The following is a 19752-nucleotide window of genomic DNA, read 5'->3' as shown; positions in this document are numbered from 1 at the left end:
GACTAGGTGAGTTTGCCCTGGCGCCACAGACCGGCGGCCCGCCGGAGGTCTCCGGCAGTAGTTACTAGCGACCCTGCGGTGCGGGTGGCGTACGCAGCACCCAGGTCGTCGTGTCCGTCCCGGTCGTCTGCGCGGTGGGCCCGACCAACCGAGACCACCTGACAGAACGCGGCCGCGCGTTCGAGAGCGACAGCGAGGTCGCCCCCATAGACGCCGCGCACAATGGCATCGCCCAACTCACGGATCTCCTCCGGCCCCGGCGGTTCAGCGGCACCGGCGACCGCGTGCGCGACATCGGCATGGCGAACGCCTTCTGTGTAGTCGGCCGAGACCCCTGCTGGATCGCGTTGCACCCACTCCCGAATCAGGTAGATCCTCCAGAGCGCGCCAGGCAGAGAGTTGGCGGGTTGCTCGGACCACAGTTCGGCCACGGTCGCGACGCCCACCTCATCGACGAGACGAACCAACCGTTCTCGGACCTGCGGGTCCTGGCTAGCCCGGCCGCGGCCGACGAGCACCGCTGCCGTCTCGTGAGCAGCCTCGCTGGTTTCGGCCGGCCCTGCAATGGAACCCGCCGACGCTTCCATCTCGGCAGGAGAACGGAACTGCGGGCGCCGTGGCCGGTGGTCAGCCACGGCGTGACCCCTGGTCAGCGATCGGCAACCTCAACAATGCGGTGCCGTCGGGTCCGAGGCGAAGAATGTCGTCATCTTCGTCGATCTCGGCGTCCCAACCTGCCTCCATGGTGGCGCCCGCGGCGGACTCCTCATAGCTCTCGGTTCCAAGGTTCACGACCAGCCGGAACCCTCCCCGTCGCACCCAGATGACATCGCTCTCCCGGTGGACGGACGCCTGCCCAAGAGAGCCCTCTCTGAGGTCCGGTTCCAGGTATCGCAGTTTGAGAAGCAGGCGGTACCACTCCAGCATGCGTCGATGGCCTGGCTCACCGACCTCGTCCCACCGCAACGTCGAAGCCTGGGCCGTCGACGGATCCTGTGGGTCGGGGACCTTGTCGCCCCAGCCGTGTTCGGCGAACTCGTGTTGCCTGCCCTGCGAGACCGCCACCGCGAGGTCAGCGTCTTGGTGATCGGTGAAGTACTGCCATGGCGTGCTCGCGGCCCACTCCTCGCCCATAAACAGCATGGGGATGTAGGGCGCGGTGAGCAAGAGCGCCGCACCGGCCGCGAGACGTCCGGGACTGACCAACTGCGAGAGACGTTCTCCCACAGCACGATTGCCGACCTGATCGTGAGTTTGCAGGGACGCAACGAAGCGGTGTCCTGGAGTCTGCGCCGGGTCGATGGGGCGACCGTGGACACGACCGCGGAAAGTCGACTGGGTGCCGTCGTGGAAGAACGGCGTCACTCCCAAGGCCTTGCTCACTGCCGCAGGGTCAGCGAAGTCGGCGTAGTAGCCCTGCGTCTCGCCCGTGAGCAGCACATGAAGCGTGTGGTGGACATCGTCGACCCACTGTGCGTGCAGGCCAAGCCCACCGCCGCCAGCCACGTCTCGGCGCGTCACCGTCGCCGGGTCGTTGCGATCAGACTCCGCGATGAGGTGTAGTGGGCGCCCGAGTTCGCCTGCCAGCGAATCGGTTTCGGCCGCCAGCTCCTCTAGGAAGTGCACCGCTCGATCGTCGATCAGGGCATGAACCGCATCGAGCCGCAGGGCATCAAGATGGACGTCCCGGAACCACATCGCGGCGTTGTCGAGCAGATAGCGGCGAACCTCATCGCTTCCTGGGCCGTCGAGATTGACGGCCCACCCCCAGGGGGTGTGGTGCCTGTCGGTGAAGTACGGCGCGAACTCAGCCAGGTAGTTTCCGTCTGGCCCGAGGTGGTTGTAGACCACGTCGAGGCATACCGCCAGGCCGCGCTGATGACAGGCATCGACAAACGCCTGGAAGCCGCTTAGGCCTCCGTAAGACCCATGCGTGGCAAAGAGATTCACTCCGTCATAGCCCCACCCTCGTTCGCCTGGAAAGGCGGCAACGGGCATGACCTCGACCATGGTGATGCCTAGGTCGACCAGGTGATCGAGGTGTTGAGCAGCGGCCTCGAAGGTCCCCTCCGGGGTGAAGGTGCCTATGTGGAGTTCGTAGATGACCGTCCGCTCGAGATCCACTCCTGGCCAACCCGCGTCGCCCCAGACATGCGCCGCGCGGTCGACAACCGCGCTGGCGGCGTGCGGCCCATCTGGTTGGGCGAGGGACCGTGGGTCAGGTCGGGGCTCGCCCCCATCTACGGAGAAGGCGTATCGGGCTCCGGGTTGAGCCTTCTGATCACTCACCCACCACCCGCCAGGTGTCGACGTCATGGGGTGGCGGCCGCCGTCAAGAATGAGGTCGACACCCTCCTCCGCGATAGGTGCCCACACGTGAAAATTCTCTGTCACGACTGCTGCTCCAAAACGACGACTGGGCCATGCTCGAACAAGGTTTCGCACGCGACCGTTCCCTCAACGTGGAGGGTTCGTGCGCTCAACACATCACGCCATTCGCCAGCAGGAAGTGGCACTGATGAGCCACCCCAGCCGCCAGCTCGTCGGAGGCGTCCGGGTGCGCGGATAGCGGCCACGGCGATGTCAGTCGACGCACCTCGGCCGAGCGCCCCGGCCACCCTCCCAGCTGGCCTGCCACGGAAGAAGCCCGCTACGTGGTCGGAGCCGGTATCCCAGGGGGTGTAGGCGCCGCCCTCGCCAAAAACATCAGGCCGGTTCTGCCGCAACTGCAGGATGGTGGTCGTCAACCGCAGTTTTTCATCGGCGAGAGTGTCGCCGCCCGCGTCGAGCGACTCCCGCAGCCGCCCATAGTCAACGGGTCGTCGGTTGTCGGGATCGACCAGCGCCAGCACCTCTGACTCGGTGCCTTGATAGTTGTCCGGCACCCCGGGCAGGGTGAGTTGCAGCGCTTTGGCTGCCAATGTGAACGCTCGAATCTCGCTGTGATTATTAAGTATTGCCTCGTCGATCACATCTCGAAGCGGGCCGCTACCCGAGTGCTGCACCGCAAAATCAATGACGCTGCGCTCATAGTCCGAGTCACCATCGACCCACGCGGTGTGCTGCTTCGCTTCGCGCAAGGCCTTCTCAAGATAGGTACGCAGTCGCTCCTCGTCGATCGGTCCGACACCGGCGAGGGTCTGCCAGATCAGATGCGCGGTGGGTAGGTCGACACCCGCCTCCATTGCCTGCTCTCGCGCAACCTGTGAAACTCGTTGCCACGCCTGCGGATCGCCGGCAAGGGCAAGGATGCGGGCGCGCACATCCTCACTGCGTTTGGTGTCGTGGGTTGACAGTGTGGTCATCGTGCGCGGCCAGGACTCGGCATTGGCACGGGCCCAGTCATGCATGAGATTCGGTGAGGCGTCAGCCACCACGGTCGGGTCGCTTCCGACTTCGTTGAGCGCGGTCAGTCGATGCCAGCGATAGAACGAGGTGTCCTCAATTCCCTTGGCCATGACCGGTCCCCACGTCTGCTGCATACGAATGCCGAAGTCGGTGGCCGCAGCCTCACCCCCATCGACTTGGTCCGCGTCCTCGGCCATGATCGCCAGCGGGAGGAGCGCGTCGATCTCCGCGATGAGGTCCGGACGGGAGTCAAAAGCCGCGCCAAACGCTTCTGCCAGACGTTTGCGCGCGGTCGCTCCGACATGGTGCTCCGGGCGTACGTACGCCCGATAGACCTCGCCTCCGAGGAGCACCTCGACCACCGCGTCGTGCAACCGCTCCGGGTCGAGGTCAGGAAGTGCTTCGCGTGCACGACGGGTCAACCGTTCGACTTCTGGCGCCAGTGACTGTTCGACGACCTGCCGTTTGGCCTCGGCCACCACCACCGAGAAGTCGGGCTCGCCACCGGTAGCAGCCCAGGTCTCATCCAAGACGTCTGCGCTCTCTGGATCGGTGAGGGCCGCTTGAACGACTCGGAGAGCGTCGTATCCGGTCGTCCCGCTGGTCTGCCAGCGACGGGGTAGTCGCTCCTGACCTTCCAGAATCTTCTCAACCCAGATCGGCGTCTCTGGCTCGCACGCGGCCGTGAGTTGCTCCAAGTAGCCCGTCGGGTCAGCCAAACCGTCGGGGTGATCGATGCGGAAACCATCGATCAGACCTTCGCGGTGGAGCGCGAGCAGGAGGGCGTGCGTCTGCTCGAAGACCTCGGGACGCTCTACGCGGACGGCGATCAGACCATCGACCTCGAAGAAGCGCCGGTAGTTGAGAACGTCATCCTTCTCACGCCACGAGGTCAGCCGATAGTGCTGCCGGTTGAGAATCTCAGAGATCTCCGTCGTGGACTCGCTTCCGAGCGCCAGGGGAAAGACGTGATCGAAATACCGCACGACGGGCTCACCATCAAGCTCGCCTCGGGTGATCTGCCCTTGAGCCAAAACGTCAGCCAGTGGTTCTCCCAGCACGGGCAGGCCAATTCGTCCGCCACCGGCCTTCCAGTCAATGTCGAACCAGGTCGCGGTCGAGGCGTCTCGTCCGTCGCGCAGCACCTCCCATACCTGCCGATTGCCTGACTCGGGGGCAACGAACGCCATGTGGTTGGGTACGACGTCCACCACAACGCCCAGATCGTGCTGCCGAGCCGCCGCGACCAGTGCCCGGAATCCGACCTCGCCGCCGAGCTCCTCATTGATGCGCGTGTGGTCGAGCACGTCATAGCAATGCTGCGATCCAGGCACGGCCTGCAAAATGGGCGAGAGGTAGAGATGGCTCGCTCCGAGGTCGGCGAGGTAGGGCACCTGTGCTTGGGCGTCCGCGAAGGTAAAGCCACCATGCAGTTGCAGGCGGTAGGTGCTCGCGAAGTTCATTCGTCTACCTCATCACGTCAGGCGTCGAGTCGGTTGAGGCCCAGCACCACCACGATGGCGGTGCCGACCTCGTCGCTAGCGGCCAGGGGAACTTGAGCATCGATGCCCCAGTCGCCATCGCCTTCGGGGTCCTCGATGACTTGTCGGATCTCCCACACGTCGGGTTTCTTGTCGATGCGCAACAGCGCTGGGCCACGGGCCGAGGATCCCGTACCCATCTCGTCGTGCTCGGCTTCGTAAGCGGAAATGTCTTCATGCCAGGCAGACTCGTCCATGACGATCTCGGTGGGCGGATCCGTCGCTGTCGCGGCCGATCGATCGAGCGCTGCGAGTTCGTGGATGTCGTGGCGTGCCGCCAACTGGACCCGGCGAAACATGGCGTTGCGCACCTGAACTCGGAATCCGGCGGTCGAGCTGTACGCGGGTCCCTTCTTCGGCTCGATCCGCGTCTGGTCGTCAGCTTCGCCAGGGTGGGACAGCGCCTCCCACTCATCGAGCAAGCTGGAGTCAGTCTGTCGAACGGTTTCCCCTAGCCATTCGATGAGGTCGTCGAGTTCTTCGGTGCGGTGGCGATCTGGCACGGTCTGCCGCAGCGTGCGGTACGCATCCGTGAGATAGCGCAGAACAATGCCCTCAGAGCGGGCCAACTCGTACTGTTTGATGAGATCGCCGAAGGTCCAAGCGTTTTCATACATCTCGCGGACGACGGTCTTGGGCGAAAGATCGTTGTCAGCCACCCACGGCTGCCCGCTGCGGTAGGTCTCGAAGGTCGCCTCGAGCAACTCAGCCAAAGGCTGCGGCCAGGTGATTTCTTCGAGGGCCTCCATCCGGTCCTCGTACTCCATCCCGTCGGTCTTCATCTCACCGATGGCGATACCACGGGCCTTGTGTCGCTGCGCCATGAGAACAGGGCGCGGGTCATCGAGGATTGCTTCGATCACCGAGACCACGTCCCTAGCAAAAGTCTCCGACTCCGGGTCAAGGACATCGAGAACGGCCAAGGCAAAGGGGGCGAGTGGCTGGTTTAGCGCGAAGTTGTCCTGCAGGTCGACCGTCAGGCGGATCTGTCGTCCGTTGGCTTCGGGCACCGGCAATTTCTCCACCACGCCCGCAGCCAGCAGTTCGCGGAACAGGGTGATCGCCTTGCGCGCGAGTCGCGCCTGACGGCGGGCGTCCTCATGGTTGTCGCGGAGGAGACTGCGCATCGCAGCGAATGGATCGCCTTCGCGGGCAATGACATTGAGCAAAATGGAGTGCGTTACTCGCATGCGTGACTGCAGCGCCTCAGGCTGAGCGGAGACCAACCTCTCGAAGGTGTCCTCGGACCAGTTCACGAAGCCTTCGGGTGCCTTCTTGCGTTGCACCTTGCGCTGCTTCTTCGGGTCGTCGCCCGCCTTGGCCAACGCGCGGGCGTTTTCGATGGCGTATTCGGGCGCCTGCACCACGACCGAACCGCTGGTGTCGTAGCCAGCTCGCCCCGCCCGACCCGCAATCTGGTGAAACTCGCGCGCCTTGAGTAGACGCTGGCGTGATCCGTCGAACTTCGTGAGCCCGGTGAACACCACCGTGCGGATCGGCACGTTGATGCCGACGCCCAGGGTGTCCGTACCGCACACCACCTTGAGCAGCCCGGCTTGCGCGAGGGTCTCGACCAGGCGTCTGTATTTGGGCAGCATTCCCGCGTGATGGACGCCAATCCCGTGTCGTACCAAGCGATTGAGGGTCTTGCCAAAGCCGGCAGAGAATCGGAACTCGGAGATCAGCTCAGCGATCTTCGCCTTTTCGTCCTTCGAGGTCACGTTGAGGCTCATCAGTGCTTGGGCGCGTTCCAGCGCGGCGGCCTGGGTGAAGTGGACGACGTAGACTGGCGCCTGGTGGGTGGTGAGCAACTCTTCCAGCGTCTCGTGCAGCGGTGTCATCGCGTAGGTGAAAGACAGCGGGACCGGACGTTCGGCGGTTGCCACCGTCGCAGTGGGGCGGCCGGTGCGCCGGGTGAGGTCTTCCTCGAACCTCTTGACGTCGCCGAGTGTCGCTGACATCAGCAAGAACTGCGCCTGCGGTAGTTCCAGCAGCGGCACCTGCCAGGCCCACCCACGGTCGGGCTCGGAGTAGAAGTGGAACTCGTCCATGACGACCAGCCCAATATCGGCCGACCGTCCCTCGCGGAGGGCAATATTGGCCAGGACCTCGGCCGTACAACAGATGATCGGTGCATCGGCGTTGACGGCAGCGTCGCCGGTGAGCATTCCGACGTTGTCGGCACCGAACTGTTCGCACAGGGCGAAGAATTTCTCACTGACCAACGCCTTGATAGGCGCGGTGTAGAACGACACGGTGTCGTGGGCGAGCGCCGCGAAGTGTGCGGCCGTCGCCACCAGCGACTTCCCGCTGCCCGTCGGTGTGGCCAGAATGACGTTCGCGCCGCCGACCAGTTCGATGATCGCGTCGTCCTGATGCGGGTACAACGTCAGGCCCGTGTCAGCGGCCCATTCTCCGAAAGCCTCATAGAGGGAATCGGCATCGGGCGGGCTGGGGATCCGGGCAGCAAGTGAGGTCATGGCCCGCCCATTGTCTCGCACCTGTCCCGTGATGGACTGATCGTCCAGACATGGTGCATTTCACCTGAGGAGTTGCTGTGGCCGACCTGACCATCCCTGAGCCGGTGTTGTCGTTCATTGAGACGGTCAACCGCCATGACGAACAAGGCTTCCTTGACGCCTTCACCGACCGCGGCGCCGTGGACGACTGGGGGCGGGTCTTTTCGGGGCGTGAGGCCATTAAGGGCTGGAGCGACGGCGAGTTCATCGGCGCGACCGGAACTCTCACCCCCGAGGAAGTCACCGACAACGGTGTCGAGGTCACGGTGATCGGTGACTGGCGCAGCACACACGCCAACGGGCGATCGGCGTTCACCTTCCGCATCGACGAGGGCAAGATCGCCCGCATGACGATTCGGGAGGGCTAATGGGCACAGGTGAGGACCTGAATGGGGCGCAGGCCTTGATGCGCACCTTGGTCGACTCCGGAGTCACGACCTGCTTCAGCAACCCGGGGACCTCGGAGATGCACTTCGTCGCCGCCCTCGACTCCGCGCCCGAGATGCGTGCGGTGTTGGCCCTCTTTGAAGGCGTGGCCACCGGCGCCGCCGATGGGTATGCCCGGATGGCCGGGAAGCCCGCCGCCACCCTGTTGCACCTCGGGCCTGGCCTCGGGAACGGCCTGGCCAACCTGCACAACGCGCGCAAGGGACAGTCCCCCGTCGTCAACATCGTCGGCGACCACGCGACCTACCACCGGCAGTACAACGCCCCGCTGCAGTCCGACATCGAGACGGTCGCGGCGAATGTGTCGCCCTGGGTGCGTACAAGCGCTTCGACCGCCGAACTGTGCACGGACGCCGCTGAGGCCGTCGCTGCTGCGTCGGGCCCGCCCGGTCAGGTGGCGACCCTGATCCTGCCCGCCGATGTGTCCTGGACCGAGGGCGGCACGCCTGCCCCGCCGAAGGAGCCCACGAACGCTGCCGCGCCCGACTCGAGAGTGGTTGACGCGGTTGCCGCGGCGCTGCGCTCAGGCGAGCCGACAATGTTCTTGCTAGGTGGCACCGCGACGCTCGAGGCGCCACTCATCCTCGCCGGTCGCCTCCGCGAGGCGACCGGTGCGCGCCTGTTGGCCCAGACGTTCCCCACCCGGATCGCCCGGGGCGCGGGGTTGCCTGCGGTCGGGCGGTTGCCGTACCTCGCTGAGGCGGCTGCCGGTGCGCTCGCCGAGGTGCGCCACCTCGTGCTCGTGGATGCCCCGCACCCGGCGTCGTTCTTTGCCTACCCAGACCTGCCCAGCGACCTAGTGTCTGAGGGCTGCACCGTTCATCACCTCGCGCCGCCGGACGCCGACGCGGTCGCCGCGCTCACCTCAGTGGTGGACGCCATCGAGGCGCCGGAGACCTACACCGCTCAGGAGGCGTCTCGTCCCGAGCGCCCAAGCGGCGATCTGACGGCCGAATCGGTGTCCCAGGCGATCGGGGCGTTGCTCCCGAAAAACGCGATCGTGTCGGACGAAGCAAATACGGCGGGCTTCGGACTGCCCCAGATGACCGTCGGCGCCCCGCGGCACGACTGGCTCACCCTGACCGGCGGCGCCATCGGACAGGGTCTGCCTGTTGCGGTGGGCGCGGCCGTGGCCTGTCCTGATCGAAAGGTGTTGGCGTTGCAGGCCGACGGATCGGCCCTTTACACGATTCAAGCGCTATGGACCATGGCCCGCGAAGAGCTCGACGTCGTCACGGTGATCTTCAACAACCGGTCCTACGCCATCCTCAACATGGAGCTGCAGCGCGTCGGTGCTGATGGGTCTGGCCCGAAGGCACTCTCCCAACTCGATCTGAGTCGGCCTGACCTCGACTTCGTCTCGATCGCACAGGGGTTTGGCGTGCCCGCCGTACGCCCTACGACCGCAGAGGAATTCACCACTGAGCTCGAACGCGCACTAGCGGAGCCGGGCCCGCACCTCATTGAGGCGGTCCTCTGATCCGGCGCTCAACCCGGACCGGTTGGGTCGGCAGCCGCTCGCGCGGATACAGTGGGCGCCGCACCAATCTGGGCCCCTAGCTCAATTGGCAGAGCTGCGGACTTTTAATCCGTAGGTTGTGGGTTCGAGTCCCACGGGGCCCACTTTGTGAAAGTGGTGGTGTGAGCGAGCTCCATACAACGCGCTCACACCACCACCTCTGTCTTCAGTGCTGGTGATCGTGATCGTGATCCTTCTGCATCTCACGCCAGTCGTGCACCGTCAGTTCCTCTGGGGGCGTTGCGGTCCTCGTCCGGTTTCGTTCGGCTGCCGATGACTGACCAACGGCGCCGCCGCCAAACACCACGTTCTCCCAGTTGTCCTGCGATGTCAGAACGGACCGCCTGCGGTCCGCATTCGTGTCCACTGAGCTGGTGTCAGCGACGTCGCCATCACAGTTCCAGTCGATCGGACCGCTTGCGGCACCTGCGGTGGTCCGCACTGTGCCGTTGGGGCAGGCCCATTGCGTCTTGAAGTCCGCCGCCTCGGCTCCCATGCCAGCTCGCTCGTTCAGTTGCGACTCGTTCAGTGGTGCTGGGGCCACGGTCGAATAGCCCCAGTGCGCGTTGCCATCAGCCCTGGGAACCCCAGTGAATTGGAATCGGTAGTTCATGACGCTGAGGTAGTTCGGCTTGTAGTTCTCATTAGACGTGCCGCCGTGAGTCAGGCCGAGGTTGTGCCCCAACTCATGGACGAAGGTCCCCGCATTAATGTTGTCGTTGGCCTTCCAGCCGCACTTCGGCCCGACGGTCACCAGGAAGGTGTCAGCGGGAATGCCGAAAGAAACACCACTCGAGCAGTCGCTCACGAACTGGTAGGAATCCGCCCAGATCATGTAGTGGAAGATCGGCTTACGCTTCGGGTCAAAGTGCTTGGCCTTGATAGCCGCAGTCTCCGTCGCGTACGGGCTCAACACACTGTCGTAGGGCACTTCGTTGCCGCCACCAAGGTCATATGCCTCGCCCCGCGCGCTGCCTGCGTCGAGGTGGATGCGTACGCCCGTGGTGCCGTCGGGGTTAGCGACCGGTGCCTCAGCGAACGAGGTCACGATGCGGTCCAGCGCGTTAGTGCTGGCGAGGAGACCGGACATGTAGTCCATTTCGACGAAGAGGTCCTTCTTATCTGGAGTCGCGCCCATCGCGGGCAGATCGACGTCGATGTCGCCGTCACCGTCCGCGTCGTAGCCGTTGGTCTCCCAACTGTCTGGAAGGCTGTCTCCGTCGGTGTCGACTTCGACGGCGCTGGATGAGACTGGCGTGATCGCTGCCCGCTCACCCGCGCTCGCCGTCAAATTCGTGGTGCTCAACGCCGCTGCGGCCAGCAAACTCACGGCCGCCGCACTATAGATCCGGGTCTTCATGGTGATCTCCTCACCGATTAAAGGACGGGGCCTGCCCCTGCGTGGGGCCGGCACCGAGACGCCGGAAGCCATGGACGTTCCCGGACGTCGTGGACTCTTGAAAATTAGGGCCATCCGTCGCGGTCACGCGCGGATCGAACGCGGCGGAAATATGACATGGCGGATATACGCCAGCACTGTCGCCGCATTGATTCGGGGGCTCGATTATCCACAACCCCTGTCATTCGCATTCGAACAGGTGTACGATGTGAGTATCCGGTGGAGGTCCTGAGAGGGCGAGAATAGGGGGTGGTTGGGAATGGTCCATGACGCGCACGCGGTCGCTGCTGATCTTGCTCGGGTGTTGCCCGATGTCGCGGCCCTTCCCGAGCATGTTCATCAACTCCACGGCCCAGAGTTAACCTCGCTGGTCCGTGACCTGTTAGCGACGATGCAACTGTGCGAGGCCGCGGTCATTGCTGCGGTCGCTGACGCACTCACCCGCGGTCTGATCAATGAATCCACCGCTGGCAACCCCACTCAATGGGTTTCGCGTCTGGCCGCCGGTGAACCCGTCGGAGCTCTCTTAGGCCAGGCTCGGCAGCGATCCGGCCCGCTGACGCCATTCGATGAACCCGACGTGGACACCACGGGCACTGAGATGGCCGTGGCCACCAGTGGTGAGCAGGGTCCTCGCCCTGCCGTGCCGGGTCTGGAACCCACACACGCCAGCCGGATCGCTACCGTTGCGACCGCCTGCACCCAACCACGCAACACCGTCCTGGCCGAAGCATTGATGACCGGCAGAGTCGGCGTTCCCGCCGCGCGGACCGCACTCCGGGAAATCGACAAAATCATGCCGGTGCTGCCCGCCGGCACCCGCGATGAGGTGTTCGAACACTTCCTGGCCCTGGACCCTGGTGCCGGGGCCCGCCACATCCGCGAACTCACCACCCGTGTCATCGCGACCTACGCCGATGAAACGTTCCTACGCGAGGCGGACGAACGGCTGGAATCAGTCGAAACCGTGACCTGGAGTCACCTGCCCCACGGCATGACCCGCCTGACCGCTGACCTCACCCCGCTGCACGCCGCACAAGTCCGGCACGCGATCGACGCGCTGTCCGCACCAGCCCCGGGGAACACCTGCTGCGACAACGTGCACCACCGCCACACCAGCGAAACAACCAGGACCCCCGATCACCGGACCCCAGCCAAACGCCGCGCGGACGCCCTCATGCTGCTCATCACCCGCGCAACAGAACTCATCGACACCGACCCGACCGTGCCCACCAGCGGCACCACCCGCCTGACCATCACCATCGGATATGACGAACTCGCCGGAACACTCCAAGGATTCGGCACCACCCACACCGGTCAGGCCCTGGAAGCGCACACCATCCGACAAATCGCGTGCGACGCGACCATCCTGCCCATGATCCTGGGATCCGAAAGCCAACCCCTGGACCTCGGCCGAGAACGCCGACTAGTCACCCCCGGCCAACGCGCCGCCGTCATCCAACGCGACCAACATTGCACCTTCCCCGGATGTGATCGGCCACCCACCTGGTGCCAAGTCCACCACCTCACACCCTGGCACGCCGGCGGAAAAACATCACTCCACAACTCGGCCCTGCTCTGTCCCCGACACCACACCATCGTCCACCGCAACGGCTACACCGCGACCAACAACAACACCCACATCACCTGGAACCTCACCCCCAGCCAAATGACCAAAACCACCCGCGACACCCACGCCGCCTAGCCAAGAACCGGTCTCGTCACGTGCTATCCGACTGGCGCAGCACGCGACCGTTTTCTACGCCATCACGATCGCCGCCTCATCTGGCCAGCCAAGACCGAGCATCATCCAGCCGACCAACGGCGTCAGCCACTGGCGTTCGGCGTCGGTGAGTGGGCGTACCGACTCATAGGCCTGCAGATACGCAACTCGCACGTCCTGAGGAACCGGCGCCCAGTCGTGAAACCACGTCCCGATGGTGCACATCGACTGGGCGAGGTCGACCGCTGCGGCATCGAGTCGGGCGTCCTCGAAGTCGAGAATCCCACTGATCTGGCCGCCCTCGACCAAGAGGTTCGCGGCACGGAAGTCGCCGTGTACCAGCTGCTTCGGAAGGTCGGGCACGTCGGCGCTCAGGTCACGTACCCGTGCGACCAGGTCGGGTTTAGCCTGCGCCACCTGGTCCGGAACCGCGAACGTTATCGGCCGCTGCGCACCAGCGGTCCGGAAAGCCTCCGTGTCGGTCCATTGCGCAAGCATCAGGTGGAGTGAGGCGAGCGCCTTCCCTGCAGCCCGCACCTGCGCCGGATCGCTCGCGTCGAGCAATCGACCGGGCAACACCGGATGCACGCCAACCGAGAAGCCGTCGCGCTCAACCTGATGCTCGCCGTGGGCGAGCACGGGTGCGGCCACGGGCTGTCCGCGGTCGGCAAGCCAACGCACGAGGCCGCCGCTGGCATACAGACTGGCGTGTTGGGAGAGCTCGCCACAGATCTTGACGATCAGCCGCGCGCCGCCGCTCGTCGTCACCCACACCATGAGGTTGTGCTGACTGATCACCAGCCGCTCCGCGGACCGAAGCTCCAGCCCATAGCCCATCGCGAGCAGCCCCTGCGCCCAACGCGTCGCGTCCCTTGCGGACGCAAAGCCAAAGCGCTCCGTCAACGCGCTCTTCGGCTCGGCGTCCTCCCACAACATCTCCGGTTCCATCTCGCAATCCAACCCCAATCAGGTCCGGAGCACCGGCTTGGCAGAATGCCGGGGTGAGTGAAACCCCCATGCGTACCGACATCCTGGTCATCGGCGCAGGCCCCGCCGGATCAGCGGCGGCAGCCTGGGCGGCACGCTTGGGCCTTGAGGTCATCCTCGCCGACGCTGCGGTCTTTCCCCGCGACAAGACCTGCGGCGATGGATTGACTCCTCGCGCGATCGGCGAACTGCAGGCGCTCGGCCTGGAGGACTGGCTGCGCGCCCACACCACCAGTCAAGGCCTGCGGGCGCACGGTTTTGGCCAAACGCTCCAGCTGCCGTGGCCCGGCGGAACCCTTCCCGACTGGGGCAGCGCCGTTCCGCGTACCGAGCTGGACGACCACCTGCGCACCACCGCAATCAAGGCGGGCGCTACCGCGATCGACGGCGCACGCGCCACCGACGTACGCATGGACGGCGACCGGGTGAGCGCCGTCATCTTCAAGGACGGACGCGAAATCGAGTGCCGCACTCTCATCGTCGCCGATGGGGTGCGCTCTACCTTGGGCAAGAAGCTCGGCCGTGAGTGGCACCGTGACACCGTGTATGCCGTCGCAGGCCGCTCGTACCTCACGTCGACCAAAGCCGACGACCCGTGGATCAGTTCCCACCTGGAGTTGCGCGACGAGGACGACAAGATTCTGTCCGGCTACGGCTGGATTTTCCCGCTCGGAGCTGGCTCCGGTGAGATCAATCTCGGCGTCGGAACCCTCGCCACCTCTAAGCGTCCGGCCGACATTGCGGTGAAGCCGCTGATGGCGCACTACGCCAAGCAGCGACGCGCGGAGTTTGGGCTCGGCGACGAATTGCGCCTCCCCACCTCGGCGCTCTTGCCGATGGGCGGCGCGGTTTCCAACGTGGCCGGCCGGAATTGGGCCCTCATCGGTGACGCTGCGGCCTGCGTCAATCCACTCAACGGTGAAGGCATCGACTACGGCCTGGAATCCGGTCGGTTCATTGCGGAGCTGCTGCACAGCGACCCTGAGGTCGACCTCTCCACCCGGTGGCAAGCCATCCTGTCCGAGCATTACGGCGAGGCGTTCTCGATCGCGCGCCGTCTCGCTGGTGTTGCGGTGGTTCCCAAGGTGCTGTCAGCGCTCGGGCCGGTGGGGATGCGTACCGACTGGTTGATGACCCTTGCGCTGCGCTGGATGGGCAACTTGGTCACCGACGAAGACCGCGACCGCGCCGCGAGAGTCTGGCGCTGGGCAGGCCAACGATCCATCAAGGTCGACGCGCGCCCGCCATTCACCTAAGGAGACACTCTGTGACACGACTGGACGAGCAACTGCACGAGACGTACGACGAAGTGCTGGCCCGCAATCCCGGTGAGACCGAGTTTCATCAGGCGGTGTTGGAGGTACTCGACAGTCTCGGGCCGGTGGTGGCCAAACACCCGGAATACACCGACCGCGCGATCATCCGCCGCATGTGCGAGCCGGAGCGGCAGATCATCTTCCGGGTTCCTTGGGTCGACGACGATGGCAATGTCGAGATCAACCGAGGGTTCCGCGTCGAGTTCAACTCCGCGCTCGGACCGTTCAAGGGCGGGCTGCGCTTTCACCCCTCGGTCTATCTGGGGATCGTGAAGTTCCTCGGCTTCGAGCAGATCTTCAAGAACTCCCTCACCGGCCTGCCGATCGGTGGCGGCAAGGGCGGGTCCGACTTCGACCCCAAGGGCCGCTCGGACGCGGAAATCATGCGTTTCTGTCAGGCGTTCATGACCGAGTTGTACCGGCACATCGGCGAATACACCGACGTCCCAGCCGGCGACATCGGTGTCGGCGGACGCGAGTTGGGCTATCTCTTCGGCCAATACAAGCGCATCACCAACCGCTACGAGTCCGGCGTTCTCACCGGCAAGGGTCTGTCGTGGGGCGGCTCTCAGGTACGCACCGAGGCGACCGGCTACGGCACCGTCTTCTTCACCGAGGAGATCTTGCGCGCCCGCGGCGAATCCCTCGATGGGCGCACGGTCGTGGTCTCCGGGTCGGGCAATGTCGCGATCTACGCCATCGAGAAGGTCCACGAGCTTGGCGGCAAAGTGATCGCCTGCTCCGACTCCAGCGGGTACATCGTCGACGAGAAAGGCATCGACCTCGAGCTGCTGAAGCAGGTCAAACTCGAACGTCGGGGCCGCATCACCGACTACGTCGAAACCCGGGGCGCCTCTGCTCAGATGGGCACCCGGGGGTCGGTCTGGGACGTGAAATGCGACATCGCTCTCCCCTGCGCGACTCAGAACGAACTCAACGGAAGCGACGCGAAAACGCTTGCCAGCAATGGTTGTTCGGTGGTCTCCGAAGGCGCCAACATGCCCTGCACCCCGGACGCTATTCGCACGCTCGCTGACGCGGGCATCACTTTCGCCCCCGGCAAGGCCGCCAACGCCGGTGGAGTCGCGACCAGTGCCTTGGAGATGCAGCAAAATGCCTCGCGCGACTCCTGGACCTTCCAGCACACCGAAGAACGCCTCGCCGAGATCATGAGCCACATTCACCAGCGCTGCTTGGAAACCGCCGACGAATACGGCTCGCCCGGCAACTACGTCGCCGGCGCCAATATCTCCGGGTTCATCCAGGTCGCCGACGCGATGCTCGCCCAGGGTGTGATCTGACCGCGTGTGATCTGACCTGGCGTCAGCGGTACCCCGCGGCCTGCAAGGCATACAACTCGGCATACCGACCGCCAGCGGCGGAGAGTTCGGTGTGGGTTCCGACCTCGACAACCTTGCCTTCAGCGAGCACCACGACCAGATCGGCTGCGGCAACCGTCGAGAACCGGTGGGTGACCAGGAGTGTCACTCCGCCGCGTCGGCCTGTTGAGTGCGCGGCGGCGGCATAGCGTTCAAACAGCGCGTGCTCGGTAGCGGGGTCAAGCGCGGAGGTCGGCTCATCAAGCACGAGGAGCAACGGGTTCTCACGCACCATCCCGCGCGCGACGGCCAGCCGCTGCCATTGCCCACCTGACAGATCGACACCACCGGGCCAACTTGGGCCGAGCATCGTGTCGAGCCCGTCGGGCAAAGAAGTCATCAGGTCGCTCGCCGACGCGCTTTCGAGCGCTGTGTGCACCCGTTGATCGACTGTCGTAGCCTCGCGCAGAATGTCAGGCTCACCCAGCGCGACAGCTTCCCTGGCGGTGACCTCAAGCCGGGCATGATCTTGGAACGCGCCGGAACATCGAGAACGCCATTGCGCTAGATCGAGCTCGCGCAGATCTTGGCCGTCGACCAGCACCCGGCCTTCGTCGAGGTCGTACATCCCGGTGAGAGCTTTGATCAACGTGGACTTTCCAGCGCCGTTCTCCCCCACTACCGCGACGACGGCACCCGCCGGCAACTCCACGTCGACCGGACCGAGTGCATCTCGCTCTGCACCGGGATAGCGAAAACGCACACCTTCCAGTCGAATTCCCTGGCTCAGACGTTTCGGCGCGCTTTCTGTTCCGGTGTGCGACGCCGCGACCTCGTTGGTGTATTGCTCTAACCAGCGATACCGCCCGACGGCACGCAGCGCCTCGGCCAGGCCACGCAGCGCATACTGAAGTTGTAGTACCGCTTCTTGGATCTGGGTGATGACCAGGACGCTGGTGACGAGTTTGCCGGGGTCGAGACGACCGGCAAAAGTGTCCCGAACCATCGAGACCAGCAGGCCTGCCGCGCAGCCGAGGTAGACCACCGACACCACACTTGACCAGATGGTGGTGCGCACTTCGCTACCGATATGCGGCTGCCGCCACTTAACCACCTGCGCCACTAGCTGATTCGTGGCCCACGCGCGCGCACCAAGCACGCGGAGCTCGGACGCAGGAACTGGCGATATGGCGATCTTCATGAGGTGGGCGCTACGTCGTCCCGCGGCGGCTCCGACCTGCTCCGCCTGGCCCTCCCATCGGATCGATGCGCGGGTGACAAAGATGGTCGGGAGCGCGATCAGCATCAGGAGCAAAAGCCGCCAGTCGACGTACACCGCGATGATCAGCGTGACAATCGGACCCGCGAGATTGTTCAGGACATTGACCAGCATGTTGTACGCGTTGCCAAGGACGCCAAGTCGCTCTCCGAGCGCCTGCATCTGGTCCTGGTGGCCAGGATGCTCGAGGTGATCAAGTGTTGGCGACTCGCCCGAGAGTGTTCCGGTGCGCTGGTCAAAGTGATGTCCGACTCGCTCCTGTAACTCCAGCCGAGACTCGACACCGACGAGCGTGAGAACAAATGTGAAGCCCTGTGAGAGGGATAGGCCGACACCTCCTATGACTGCTAGCGACAGATTGCGATCTGTCACCCCGCTGACGATGAGCCCGGCAAACAGCGGCAGCAGATACTCCAGGACCCGGCCAGTCATCTCCATCAAGGCAAGGGCGCCGTGCCCGCTCCCTTGCGCCCAGACAGCGCGCGCGATCAGGGCCGCAGAGGCGAATCCCTCACGGGTGGTGCTCATCCCCCAGCCGCCTCAAAGCGCGACGCCTGGAGCCTGAACATTTCGGAATATTCGCCACCCGCGCTCAAAAGTTCTGCGTGAGTGCCGTCCTCGACCACTCCTTCAGGCCCCAGCACGACAATGCGCTCCGCGTGCCGCACGCTCGACAGGCGATGGCTCACCAGGATCGTGGTCACCCCTTGCGTCACGTCGAGAAAACGGTCGAAAATCTCGGCTTCGGCTCGGACGTCGAGTGCAGCGGTTGGTTCGTCCAGCACCAGGACGCCAGCGCCGCGGCGCACTGCTGCCAGCGCCCGGGCCAGCGCAACTCGCTGCCACTGACCGCCGGATAGGTCTGTGCCACCGACATATCCGGGATCGAGCATCACCGACAGGTCGCCCTCCACGCGCGTGAGGACATCGGTCCCGGCCGCGTCGACAAGTGCGTTCGTCACCTCTTCGTCCGAGTGTTTCCCCGCCATCGCAATGTTGTCTCGTAGCGAGAGTTGATAGCGGACGAAATCCTGGAAGATCACCGCAACACGGCGACGCACGCCATCATCGACCGCCGGGTCGCCTCCGTCCACCCGAACCTCGCCGGAATCGGGGGGATACAGACCGCACAGCAACTTGATGAGAGTCGACTTTCCCACCCCGTTGACCCCGACAACCGCAACGGACTGGCCCGCTTGAACGTGCAGGTTCAGCTCGCGCAACGTGGGCTTAGACCGCGACGGATAGGTGAAAGAGACATCTCGAAATTCAATCTCCGCAGCGCCCCGCGTCGACACCCTGCGTGGCTGTGCATCGGATCCGTCAACGTCGGAAAAGCGTTCGGCCCTGGCGGAAATCAAGTCATCCAGCCGCATTTCCGTGGCGCGAGCACGTGCAGCATCCACACTCTTGTCTCCCAGTGGGCCGAGTGCAGCCATGCTCTTGATCCCCTGGGCCACCGTCACTATGAGCCCGGCGCCCACCGCACCCACCCACACGTCGCGGACCAGTAGTCCCATGACCACACTCAAACCCACGGCGAACAGCGCAGCAGCAGCCAGGCTAGGCCGCAGGTGGGCCCGTCGACGCGCTGCGGTCGTGGTCATTGCTCGTTGCATGACCTGGGCGAAGGAGTCCACGAGGCGTGGAGTCAGACCAAACAGACGTACTTCTTTGGCCGGCTGCCGCGTGACCAGCAACCCGAGGAGATAACGCGCGCGGCGCCGTTCGATTGACTGTCCAGAAAACAGCTCGGACAGTACGGTCCTGAGGTAGTGCGAGAAGGCAACACCAGTTAGCCCATTGAGAAACACAAGAAGTAGGGCAGCCCACCACGACCACGACCAGACCACGCTGAGTGCGGCAAGCCCCAACGCCCGGGTCGAGATCACCTTCCACACTGCCGGAATCTCGTTCAGTCCCAGCGCAGTTCGTGCATGCTCGGACACCGCGGCATAGGCGCCAGCCGTCTTTGGATCCTCGAGATGCCCAACTCCATGAGGCGCCAGCGCGGCTTCGGCCAGCATCCGGTGGCGTTGAGCGGTCATCCTGGCCTGGTGCATGGCACTCACGGCATCCACGGCAGCGAGCGCCAGCGGTTGACCAACGAGGCCGACGAACGCAAGCACCAACCAGCGCCAGACAGCATCATCACGATCAATCGCCCCAGTGACCACTCGGCCAGTCGCATTCATCGTGAGCCACGATGCCCCCGCCGAAAGCACGATGAGCAACGGCGCGCTCACGGTTGCCGCCCTGCTGGCCCGCCACATATGACGCCAGAAGGTCCTCTCGCGCCGAAGCGCGTTCCCCCTGATGATCTGCACGCCGCGACGATAGGAAGGCCCCTACTCT

13 protein-coding genes and 1 tRNA gene are annotated in these 19752 nt (G+C 64.6%); 6 read left to right on the top strand and 8 right to left on the bottom strand.

The window, feature by feature from the left end; all coding sequences use genetic code 11:
• Positions 1 to 2 precede the first annotated feature (2 nt).
• The 4 genes from F562_RS0116330 to F562_RS0116315 are packed head-to-tail and all read right to left on the bottom strand — an operon-like array spanning position 3 to position 7369.
• Complete coding sequence (locus F562_RS0116330) at positions 3 to 635, bottom strand: hypothetical protein (RefSeq protein ID WP_018158045.1); 633 nt, start codon at positions 633 to 635, stop codon at positions 3 to 5.
• The gene (gene treZ / locus F562_RS19685) at positions 628 to 2394 is read right to left on the bottom strand and encodes a malto-oligosyltrehalose trehalohydrolase (RefSeq protein ID WP_018158044.1); all 1767 of its coding nucleotides are present in this window, start codon (positions 2392 to 2394) and stop codon (positions 628 to 630) included. Before treZ ends, F562_RS0116330 begins: the two co-directional genes overlap by 8 nt.
• Positions 2391 to 4811, bottom strand: coding sequence for a malto-oligosyltrehalose synthase (gene treY, locus F562_RS0116320; protein ID WP_018158043.1), 2421 nt, complete (start codon positions 4809 to 4811; stop codon positions 2391 to 2393). Before treY ends, treZ begins: the two co-directional genes overlap by 4 nt.
• A gap of 17 nt (positions 4812 to 4828) precedes the next feature.
• Positions 4829 to 7369, bottom strand: coding sequence for a DEAD/DEAH box helicase (locus tag F562_RS0116315; protein WP_018158042.1), 2541 nt, complete (start codon positions 7367 to 7369; stop codon positions 4829 to 4831).
• Positions 7370 to 7446: 77 nt separating this feature from the next.
• Between F562_RS0116315 and F562_RS0116310 the strand changes: the two genes are divergently transcribed.
• The 3 genes from F562_RS0116310 (at position 7447) to F562_RS0116300 (ending at position 9478) form a co-directional block, all read left to right on the top strand.
• The gene (locus F562_RS0116310) at positions 7447 to 7776 is read left to right on the top strand and encodes a nuclear transport factor 2 family protein (RefSeq protein ID WP_018158041.1); all 330 of its coding nucleotides are present in this window, start codon (positions 7447 to 7449) and stop codon (positions 7774 to 7776) included.
• Positions 7776 to 9335 carry an acetolactate synthase large subunit gene (locus F562_RS0116305; RefSeq protein WP_018158040.1) on the top strand — a complete coding sequence of 520 codons (1560 nt, stop codon included), beginning with the start codon at positions 7776 to 7778 and terminating at the stop codon, positions 9333 to 9335. Before F562_RS0116310 ends, F562_RS0116305 begins: the two co-directional genes overlap by 1 nt.
• Positions 9336 to 9405: 70 nt before the next feature.
• A tRNA-Lys gene (locus F562_RS0116300) sits at positions 9406 to 9478 on the top strand.
• Between the two features lie 62 nt (positions 9479 to 9540).
• Here F562_RS0116300 and F562_RS0116295 read toward each other — a convergent pair.
• Positions 9541 to 10734: a zinc metalloprotease gene (locus F562_RS0116295; RefSeq protein ID WP_018158039.1), complete on the bottom strand. Its 1194-nt coding sequence runs from the start codon at positions 10732 to 10734 to the stop codon at positions 9541 to 9543.
• 298 nt (positions 10735 to 11032) lie between these two features.
• Between F562_RS0116295 and F562_RS20415 the strand changes: the two genes are divergently transcribed.
• Positions 11033 to 12478, top strand: coding sequence for an HNH endonuclease signature motif containing protein (locus tag F562_RS20415; RefSeq protein WP_018158038.1), 1446 nt, complete (start codon positions 11033 to 11035; stop codon positions 12476 to 12478).
• A gap of 54 nt (positions 12479 to 12532) precedes the next feature.
• Here F562_RS20415 and F562_RS19675 read toward each other — a convergent pair whose 3' ends face one another.
• Positions 12533 to 13444, bottom strand: coding sequence for a phosphotransferase enzyme family protein (locus tag F562_RS19675; protein WP_018158037.1), 912 nt, complete (start codon positions 13442 to 13444; stop codon positions 12533 to 12535).
• Positions 13445 to 13497: 53 nt separating this feature from the next.
• Here F562_RS19675 and F562_RS0116280 point away from each other — a divergent pair, with 53 nt between their 5' ends.
• Together F562_RS0116280 and gdhA are read left to right on the top strand one after the other, a co-directional pair.
• Positions 13498 to 14739, top strand: a complete 1242-nt coding sequence (locus F562_RS0116280) for a geranylgeranyl reductase family protein (RefSeq protein ID WP_026181343.1) — start codon at positions 13498 to 13500, stop codon at positions 14737 to 14739.
• A gap of 20 nt (positions 14740 to 14759) precedes the next feature.
• Positions 14760 to 16100: an NADP-specific glutamate dehydrogenase gene (gene gdhA, locus F562_RS0116275; RefSeq protein WP_245553706.1), complete on the top strand. Its 1341-nt coding sequence runs from the start codon at positions 14760 to 14762 to the stop codon at positions 16098 to 16100.
• 22 nt (positions 16101 to 16122) lie between these two features.
• Here the strand turns inward: gdhA and F562_RS19670 are convergent, their stop codons facing one another.
• Both F562_RS19670 and F562_RS19665 read right to left on the bottom strand, forming a co-directional pair.
• Positions 16123 to 17925 carry an ABC transporter ATP-binding protein gene (locus F562_RS19670; protein ID WP_018158034.1) on the bottom strand — a complete coding sequence of 601 codons (1803 nt, stop codon included), beginning with the start codon at positions 17923 to 17925 and terminating at the stop codon, positions 16123 to 16125.
• Positions 17922 to 19724 carry an ATP-binding cassette domain-containing protein gene (locus F562_RS19665; protein WP_156822694.1) on the bottom strand — a complete coding sequence of 601 codons (1803 nt, stop codon included), beginning with the start codon at positions 19722 to 19724 and terminating at the stop codon, positions 17922 to 17924. The genes F562_RS19670 and F562_RS19665 overlap by 4 nt, the downstream gene beginning before the upstream one ends.
• Positions 19725 to 19752: the final 28 nt, after the last annotated feature.

The organism is Demetria terragena DSM 11295, assembly GCF_000376825.1.
In the GTDB taxonomy this organism is placed as follows: Bacteria; Actinomycetota; Actinomycetes; order Actinomycetales; family Dermatophilaceae; genus Demetria; species Demetria terragena.
Note: the sequence above shows the minus strand (reverse complement) of the source record. Positions and strands in the feature narration are given on the sequence as shown.